This window comes from Staphylococcus devriesei (assembly GCF_002902625.1).
Taxonomy (GTDB): Bacteria; Bacillota; Bacilli; order Staphylococcales; family Staphylococcaceae; genus Staphylococcus; species Staphylococcus devriesei.
The window spans coordinates 1-9105 of record NZ_PPRG01000004.1 but is presented as its reverse complement, the minus strand read 5'-3'; the positions used below and the strand labels follow the sequence as shown (position 1 = coordinate 9105).

Here is a 9105-nt window from a genome sequence, read left to right as displayed (position 1 = left end):
TTACTTATTGGAATTAACGTTGACATATTGTCATTCAGTTTTCAATGTTCATTTTTATTATCACAAGAAATAATTATACTCGCTATCGATTGAAAAGTCAACAACTTTTAAAAATTATTTTTTGAAGTGTTTTTAATGTTCGTTGATTTGTTTCGTTCAACAGATATATACTATACAGGCTTTCTAGCGATTTAACAACTGTAAAAATTACACTAACCAACTCTAAAAAGTCGTTATCCACCTTTAAAGACGAACTTTATCTTTTCCAACAAAACAAATAGTTTGTTTAACAATACTCAAAACAATACAAGTACCCTATATATCACTAAATAAGCGCCTAAATAACAAACTTTAAAAAATTTACATATTTTTTAAATAAAATTTAAAAAGTCGCTATATCCTAGAGTTCACAGTAGATACGCCTTAGTTCTTAGGCTTCTACAATAGTATGTGAGCCTATCTCATACTATATATTCTCTAAAATGTAGCGACTTTATTTATTACATTTCTGTTCTACCAGCTATTGCTTTAGAAAGCGTTACTTCATCAGCATACTCTAAATCTCCACCTACTGATAATCCTTGCGCTAATCTAGTCACCTTAATACCAATTGGTTTAACCAATCTTGATATATACATTGCTGTTGATTCACCTTCAAGATTCGGATTCATAGCTAGTATAAGTTCTTTAACTTCTTCGTCTTTTAATCTATCAATTAATGTAGGGATGTTAATATCTTCTGGTCCAATACCATCCATAGGTGAGATGGAGCCGTGTAATACATGGTAAAGTCCTTTGTATTCTCGCATCTTTTCCATAGCAATAACATCTTTATCATCTTCAACTACGCAGATTACTGAACGATCTCTTTGTTTATCTTCGCAAATATAACAAGGATCTGTTTCAGTAATGTGACCACACACACTACAATAGGTAAGTTCACGCTTAACATCTACTAAGGCTTTCGCAAATTGGACAACATCGTCTTCTTTCATATCTAAAGTATGAAATGCCAGACGTTGAGCCGTCTTGGGGCCAATGCCTGGCAGTTTCATGAAACTATCTATTAATTTAGATATGGGTTCAGGATAATGCATCTACAATTACATTCCTGGGATGTTTAAGCCTTGAGTGTGTTTACCTAAACGTTCTTGTGTTAAGTCATCTGCTTTATTCATCGCTTCGTTAGTTGCAGCTAATACTAAATCTTGTAACATTTCGATATCGTCTGGATCTACCGCTTCTTCTTTGATTTGAACATCGATTACTTCTTTATGACCAGTAACTGTAACTGAAACCATGCCACCGCCAGCTGTTCCTACGATATGTTCCTCTTTAAGTTTTTCTTGTTCTTGAGCCATTTTCTTTTGCATTTTTTGCATTTGTTTCATCATTTGTTGCATATTTCCGCCACCGCGCATAATATCATTTCCTCCTTAAATGTATCGACATTATCTTTTAATTTATATTTTATTATACATACGTTTATATTTGTTGTCATGTGTTACTGTTTTCCGAAAGACCTTCACTTTAGATAACTACATTTTCCCAAAAATAAAACGTCTTTCTTCTATATAAGTGTTATTCATCTATTAAATGTACGGTATCTTCTCCGAATAAATCTCGTGCTTTTTGTGCCACATCTGCTTCTTGCGTTTTCTCTTTAGCATTAGAAACAGAAGAGGCCTCCTCATTCTCTGACTGTTTACGGTTATTGATGTACTCTGAACGTACTTTCATCCATTGATCAGAAGGCACGCCGACGACTTCAACATCTTTATTAATAATATTTCTTACAACGTTTTCAATACTACTACGTTTTTCCTCGTCTTTATTAACGATTTCACAATGGATTTCTTCTTCAAACTGAATTAATACACGTTTCGAACTAGCAGCGACTGGAATAGAATTTTGTAATAAACTCACTAATGATTTTTTATCATTACTTTTAGCGTAATCTACTACTTCTAACCAATGTTTTTTCAATAATTGAATATCTTCTTTGTTCGCTTCATCAAGTACTTTCGCAATATTTGTCATTGAGAAGGTACCTTTACTTTGTCGTTTACCTCTACGGTTTGAATTAGATGTATTGCCGTTTCTACTATTATTAGCTTGTGGTACACCTTGCGCTTTGAGTGTTTTCAATTCATTCTCAAGTTGTTCCATGCGTTGTAATAATACTTCATTATTCGGTTCTGACGCTACGTGTGTTGTTGCCACATTTTGTACCGTTTCAGGTTGTGATTTTACCATTTCAGCAATTTTCACCAACAGAACTTCAAAGTGCACGTTCTGATTAACACTAAATCGAATTGAAACCAATGTGTCGTTAATGATATCAATCATGTGATATAGAGTTTCTAAATCAAAGTTCATCAACGCATCATATTCCGCTTGAGCTTCAACCGTTTTATTCATAATAGTATCTCGTACAAAGTAAATCATATCATTGATTAAGCGATTCACTTCTTTACCCTCTGCAGTAAAACGATGATAACGTGCAAATGCCTCTTTGACATTGCCTTCTACTATATCTTTAAACAAAGTATTAAGCGCTGCTTCGTCGACACTACCCGTGACATCAAGTACATCTTGTAATTTCAGATGGTCATCACCAAAAGCAATCGCTTGATCCATAATACTTAGTGCATCACGCATACCGCCTTCTGAAGCTTTCGCAATAAATTCTAGCGCTGCTTCATCATAGTCTAAGCTTTGTTCTTCGGCTACTAAGCGCAAACGATCAACTATCTGTTCTGTGCCAATTGCTTTGAAATCGAAACGTTGTGCACGTGAAATAATAGTAGGTGGAATTTTATGAGGTTCAGTTGTTGCTAAAATAAAAATCGCATGTGCTGGGGGTTCTTCTAATGTTTTTAATAAGGCATTAAAAGCACCTGTAGTAAGCATATGAACCTCGTCAATAATATAAACTTTATATTTCGATTCACTAGGTGCGTATTTAACTTTATCCCTAATATTTCTTATCTCATCGACACCGTTATTACTTGCGGCATCAATTTCAATAACGTCGCCGTTTGTCCCTTGTGTAATCCCTTTGCAGATTGCGCATTCATTACAGGGTTCTCCATCTTGAGGGTTCAAACAATTGATTGCTTTTGCGAACACTTTAGCAATACTTGTTTTACCAGTACCACGCGGACCGCTGAAAATATAGGCATGAGACTGTTTACCTTTTGAAATAGCGTTTCGCAACGTTTTAGTTACATGTTCTTGACCGACCACATCGTCAAAACTTTGGGGTCTGAACATTCGATACAAAGCTTGATAATTCACATTCGCACCTCCGTTAACAATTACTACTCATTATATCACGCAACGACTTCTAGAATTCAATTAATTTCTTATAGATTAAGACATTTTGATGAGGTTAGGATGTCGCTCATAATTTCTTTAGAGCGTAAACTATAAGTGTTCTAATCTCGTGTAAACCATTAAACCAAACTAACTTTCTTCGCTACTTCTATACACAATCCCGTGGGGGTAATCGTTTAATTGATCCCATAAAAATTTTACGCGAATTGTAGAGGCGTCAGTATTTTCCGGGAAAATATGATGCTCCTCCGCTAGTTCATAGCCTAGTTGGTTAAAATAATCAGAACTATGACTTACTATAATCGTAGTATAATGTTGAGATTTAGCGCGCTCTTCAATAGCTTGAACTAACGCTTTACCTAGACCTTGATTGCGAACGTCAGGGTCGACGATTAACGACACGACTTCTAGTGCTTTATAGTTGTCCTCTTTTGCTACAAGCGAGACTTCACTTAGCATAATATGTCCAATAATAGCGGCATCCTCATTCTTCGCTATAACTTCTAATTCATAATTATAGGTCGGTGCTTTACGTAGATGTGAAATAAGTTTACGCTGAGCTTTACCGTCTACTCCTGCCTGAGCGTCATAAATTTCTTCTATCTTATTTAGTGTTTCAGCGTAGTCCACCTCAGTTAACGTACTTAAATATATTTGCATAAATCCTCCCCCTATTGTCTGTCTTTTATATTCTTTTTTTGAAAATGATTCCCCAACACAAAGACAAATTATTTTCTAAATTATCGATTCACTATACTTTCTCATTTTATACAAAAAAGGAGCGACTTTGTATTCAAAGCCACTCTCTTATCATCTATATGTTAAACGTAGTTATATTTATTAAAAAAACCGTGCACCTTCGAATCGAGTGTGTATCATAAACGTTACCGAAGTCGACAGCTAAATCTCGGCTACCCTACGGCACATATGAGGATCCACTTAATGCTGCTTCCGTCAGGACCTGACATGATTCATGGGTTCATATTGCATAGGACCGAAATCTTCAAACACTACGTGCTTCGGGCAGACTTCACAAAGTCACACCCTCAACGAAGGAATTAAGTCTCGCATAAAGCGGTTTTCGAGTACAGGGAACCGCTACCTCCCCACCTAGCACGGTAAGTTTTATAATACTATATATAGACTTCTTTATGCAAGTTTAAAGTTCAATCTATTTATGAAGTTGTGAAAAAGTATTTAAGATTTGAGTAGAACTAAAAGCTAAGCAAACTTTTTATTTCTTAATCTATGATTAAGCAATAGTTAACTGAGATGAAGATGCGTTAAATCCGTAATTTCTTCATCTCTAGCCTACCTTGCCGAAGTGAGATGAAGAAATCTTTGAAATTTGGCAGTGATTGTCTGAAATGAAGAGGCGTTCAAATCTCACTTTCTTCATTCCTAGTCAACCTTGCCGGGGCGGGACTACGAAACCTTGGAAATTACATTAGATTTCTGTCGCCACTCCCTAGATTTCCGTCTCGCTCTCTAGATTTCTGTCCCTCTTCCATCTTTATTTTTATGTCGTCTCGAGAATTCATTGAATTTAAATTCTGTAGCTAAATGTTTAGATACGTTATATTGAAATTGAGTCGTATCCTTAAGATAGACAATGCTTCTGACTGTTGCCGTATAAGGAGGTTCGACGTTTCCAAAAACATCATATTCTCGTTCAGTAAAAGGTTCAAACGTAATAGATTTATTTGAATAACTAATCTCTAATGCTAATTCATTTTCCAAATAATTATAAATCGAATCTTGTGCTATAGTATTTGAAATCTTTGGTACTACTGAAGCCAAGAAATAGTCTTCGTCTAAAATCTTCGTCTTGCCATTAATATGACGACTTCTAACGACGTGGAGAAGCTTATCAGTCGAGTTAAGTCCTAATTGCTGTTTAATGTAAGGCTCTTGTTCCGCTTCAATTACTTCATTAACTAGCACTATCGTGTTGTGTTGTAAGCCTAGTTCTTCCTTAACTTCTTTGAAACTTATTAAATCTGAAAAAGGGAATTCGGTCAATTTTTGATCAATGACGATAGACCCTTTGCCTCTAATTTTTTGAATCATACCATTATCTTCTAGTAAATGAAGCGCTCTTCTTACCGTCTCACGTGAAGATTGATATTGCTCTAATAATTCATGTTCTGAGGGCAGTAGTTCTCCGTATGAGTATATCCCATCATTAATCTGTTGTTTTAATGTTTCGTATATCGTTATAAATTTTTGTGCTGCCATATACTTTCTCCGTTATTAACTCAAATTTCTTACGCTTGTAACTCAATTACTATAGCGCCAAACCCTGATATGTCACCATTTTCGATAGAGCCATTTTGCATAATAATATCACCTGTAGTGTTAAGATCTTCAGGTAGTTTAACCGCTTCTTTTGAAAAGTTAGCAATCACTAACCAAGATTGATTGTTATAGTGTCGGCGATAAATAAATAATTGAGGATGTTCCATATATAGTGGTTCAATCTCGCCATAAGTAATAATATCATGTTCATGTCTCAACGCTATAAGTTGACGATAGGTCTGTAAGATAGAATAATCATCCTCAATAGCCGCTTCTACATTTACGTTTTTATAATTATTAGGTATCTCAATCCATGGTGTGCCTGTAGTAAATCCTGCTTGGTGGCCTGCCGTCCATTGAATTGGCGTACGTGAATTATCTCGCGATTTCTGTCCTAAAATAGTAAGAATTTCATCTTCTGCTATACCTTTATTTTTCAAATTTGTATAAGCATTTAATGACTCAATATCTCGATACTGTTGAATCGAATTAAAATGTGGATCAGTCATACCAATTTCTTCACCTTGATAAATATAAGGCGTACCTTGCAACATGTGTAAAGCGATAGCTAACATCTTAGCACTCGCTTGACGGTTCTCTTCAGTTGAATCATCTCCAAAGCGTGAGACGACACGTGGCTGATCATGGTTACACCAGAATATCGCATTCCAACCGCCACCTTGACTAATGCCGACTTGCCATTCCATAAGAATTTCTTTTAGTTTTAGAAAATCTAACTTCGCATTCGACCACTTTTCCCCATCAACATAATCAACTTTCAAATGATGGAAATTGAAGACGCTACTTAATTCTTGTCGGTCAGGTCGTGTATAGTTGATACAATTATCAATCGTAGTCGATGACATTTCACCTACCGTCATCATCTCTTTGTCTCCAAAGGTTTCACGGTTCAATTCATGTAAATACTCATGTACGCGTGGGCCATCTGTATAGAACTCTTTCCCAATTTTCGGAGAATCTTTAAACTCACCTTTGGAAATAAGGTTAATTACATCAAAACGGAAGCCATCTACACCGAAATTAATCCAGTGATTAACGACGTCATAGAGGGATTGACGCACTTCTTTGTTGTCCCAATTCAAATCTGCTTGTGTGACGTCAAATAGATGCAAATAGTATTCATCCGTAGCTTCATCATATTTCCAAGCATTGCCACCAAATTTAGATTCCCAATTAGTTGGCGGTCCGTATTGAGAAGGTCTAAAGAAGTAATAATCACGATACGGGTTGTCTTTTGAACTGATTGCTTCTTTGAACCATGCGTGTTCGGTAGAAGTATGGTTGATCACAATATCTAACATGACTTTCAAGTCGCGTCGATGTGCTTCAGTGACTAACATTTCAAATTCTTCTAATGTGCCGAATTGCTCGTTAATTTTGAAATAATTACTAATGTCATATCCATTATCATTCATTGGAGATTCATAGATAGGCGTTAACCAAATATAATCGACACCTAAGTATTGAAGATAATCTAACTTTTCAATAATACCATTTAAATCCCCTTCGCCATTGCCTGTTGTATCATTAAATGACTTTGGATAAATTTGATAGACTACTGATTTTTTCCAATCTTTCTGAGTCATAAGTATGCCACCTTCACTAAATTTAAATTTTATTTTTAAAAAATAAAAGACGTTCAGGAACTCGTGATGTGTTACGTGAACGTCTTTATAGTTGTTATATATTATTATTTTGATTCGTCGGGCGTTTCGACCATCTTTTTAGCTTTAACCGTCGTAAAGCTTGAGAAAATAATTGTTAAGATTGCTGGTACAAATATGGCAAGGAACGTTACTGTAAGATAAATCCACCAGTATTCACTTTGAATAGATATGAAAGCAGGGATACCTCCCACACCTACACTACCTAATACTCTGTTTGCGCCAACTATAGCACCTAAAATACTTGATGTACAAATCGCTGCAAAGAAAGGTACTTTTAACGGTAAATTCACACCAAACATTGCAGGCTCTGTCACTCCTAGGAATGCTGAAACACTTGATGTTAAAGCTAGCCCTTCTTCTTTTACCATTTTACGACGTCTATAGATAAACCACGCGCCGAACGCAGCTGAACCTTGACAGATATTAGAAATAGCAACAATTGGCCATAAGTATGTACCGCCTAGTTTACTGCCCATTAATTGGAAGTCGACAGCTAGGAACATATGATGTAAACCTGTAATTACTAATGGCGCATAGAAGAAACCATAGATTGCGCCACCTAACCAGCCGGCATGTTCAAAGACGAATTGCACAGCGCCTGTAATAGCTGTTCCAATTGCTAACGCTACAGGTCCAATAATAATAAATGATAAGAAACCTGTGACAAGCAATGCAACCGGACCTACGACAAGCATTTTAATAGAATCATGGACGACTTTATTCAGTGCTTTTTCTATTAAGGCCAAGACGTATGCAGCAATTAATACTGGTAAGACTTGCCCTTGATAGTTTAACTGTTTAATTTCTAAACCAAATAAGTTCCAAGTAGGGATATGACCTTTAGCAATGTCATATTGTGACACAAGTTGTGGGTTCATTAAGATCAAGCCAAGAACTAACCCTAGAATAGGACTTCCACCAAACACTTTCATACTACTCCAACCGATTAAGGCTGGTAAGAAGATAAATGCCGTACTCGCAATTACATTGATAATATTTGAAATATCACCAAGTTGTGGATACTGCTCTACAAGTGGTTTAGCTCCAAATAAATCTTTCATCGTTAAAAGGTTATTAATACCCATTAATAAACCAGCAGTTACCAAGGCAGGTAAAATTGGAATAAAAATATCTCCTAGTAGTTTCACCAATCGTTGTAAAGGATTACCCTTTTTAGCTGCAGCTGCTTTTGCTTCCTCTTTCGACGCTTCTTCTGCCCCAGTCTCTGCTATAAACTGTTTGTAAACCTCATCAACAGTGCCTGGCCCAATCACAATTTGGTATTGATTGTCAGCTTTAAATTGGCCTTTCACTAATTTGTTATCATCTAAGGCATCTTTGTCTACTTTGTTATCATCTTTCAACACTATACGTAAGCGCGTTACACAATGTGTAGCGGTATTAACGTTATCTTTGCCACCTATCGCTTTAACAATGTCTTGAACATCTTTTCTTTTTACAGCCACAGCCTTCACTCCCTTAACTTTATTGCATAAAGTATAACTTGTCTAGACAAGTTTTGTAAAGGCTTTCATTTAAATGTCAAAAATCGCTTATCAGACTGAAAAAGTGTATTAGCTAAGGAAATATATTATCTAACATTTCAAAACAATGACAATTAAAAAAGACAAGTACCCATCATCTTATGAGTACTTGTCTTTTTTATATTTTTATTAGTCTTGGATTTTAATTATAATGGCGGAGGAAGAGGGATTCGAACCCCCGCGGCCCGTTAAGGCCCTGTCGGTTTTCAAGACCGATCCCTTCAGCCGGACTTGGG

General features: G+C 36.0%; 7 protein-coding genes and 1 other RNA gene. All 8 read right to left on the bottom strand.

Annotated elements, in window-relative coordinates; genetic code table 11:
• Window positions 1–500 precede the first annotated feature (500 nt).
• Entirely contained in the window at window positions 501–1097 is a 597-nt protein-coding gene (gene recR, locus CD147_RS00965) for a recombination mediator RecR (protein WP_103165590.1), read from the bottom strand.
• Between the two features lie 6 nt (window positions 1098–1103).
• Window positions 1104–1421, bottom strand: coding sequence for a YbaB/EbfC family nucleoid-associated protein (locus CD147_RS00960; protein ID WP_103165589.1), 318 nt, complete (start codon window positions 1419–1421; stop codon window positions 1104–1106).
• A gap of 160 nt (window positions 1422–1581) precedes the next feature.
• The gene (gene dnaX / locus CD147_RS00955; RefSeq protein WP_103165588.1) at window positions 1582–3300 is read right to left on the bottom strand and encodes a DNA polymerase III subunit gamma/tau; all 1719 of its coding nucleotides are present in this window, start codon (window positions 3298–3300) and stop codon (window positions 1582–1584) included.
• A gap of 168 nt (window positions 3301–3468) precedes the next feature.
• Window positions 3469–3999, bottom strand: coding sequence for a GNAT family N-acetyltransferase (locus CD147_RS00950; RefSeq protein ID WP_103165587.1), 531 nt, complete (start codon window positions 3997–3999; stop codon window positions 3469–3471).
• A gap of 189 nt (window positions 4000–4188) precedes the next feature.
• An RNA gene (gene ffs, locus CD147_RS00945) (signal recognition particle sRNA large type) lies at window positions 4189–4458 on the bottom strand.
• 369 nt (window positions 4459–4827) lie between these two features.
• Window positions 4828–5577 carry a trehalose operon repressor gene (gene treR / locus CD147_RS00940; RefSeq protein ID WP_103165586.1) on the bottom strand — a complete coding sequence of 250 codons (750 nt, stop codon included), beginning with the start codon at window positions 5575–5577 and terminating at the stop codon, window positions 4828–4830.
• A 29-nt stretch (window positions 5578–5606) separates the two neighbouring features.
• Window positions 5607–7244 carry an alpha,alpha-phosphotrehalase gene (gene treC, locus CD147_RS00935; RefSeq protein ID WP_103165585.1) on the bottom strand — a complete coding sequence of 546 codons (1638 nt, stop codon included), beginning with the start codon at window positions 7242–7244 and terminating at the stop codon, window positions 5607–5609.
• Between the two features lie 104 nt (window positions 7245–7348).
• On the bottom strand, window positions 7349–8791 hold the full coding sequence (gene treP / locus CD147_RS00930) for a PTS system trehalose-specific EIIBC component (protein ID WP_103165584.1): 1443 nt from the start codon (window positions 8789–8791) through the stop codon (window positions 7349–7351).
• Between the last annotated feature and the right edge of the window lie 314 nt (window positions 8792–9105).

Excerpts from the sequence above, each read along its gene's own strand:
- recR (WP_103165590.1), bottom strand. The coding sequence starts at position 1,097 with ATGCATTATCCTGAACCCATATCTAAATTAATAGATAGTTTCATGAAA.
- CD147_RS00960 (WP_103165589.1), bottom strand. The coding sequence starts at position 1,421 with ATGCGCGGTGGCGGAAATATGCAACAAATGATGAAACAAATGCAAAAA.
- treC (WP_103165585.1), bottom strand. The coding sequence starts at position 7,244 with ATGACTCAGAAAGATTGGAAAAAATCAGTAGTCTATCAAATTTATCCA.
- CD147_RS00950 (WP_103165587.1), bottom strand. The coding sequence starts at position 3,999 with ATGCAAATATATTTAAGTACGTTAACTGAGGTGGACTACGCTGAAACA.
- treR (WP_103165586.1), bottom strand. The coding sequence starts at position 5,577 with ATGGCAGCACAAAAATTTATAACGATATACGAAACATTAAAACAACAG.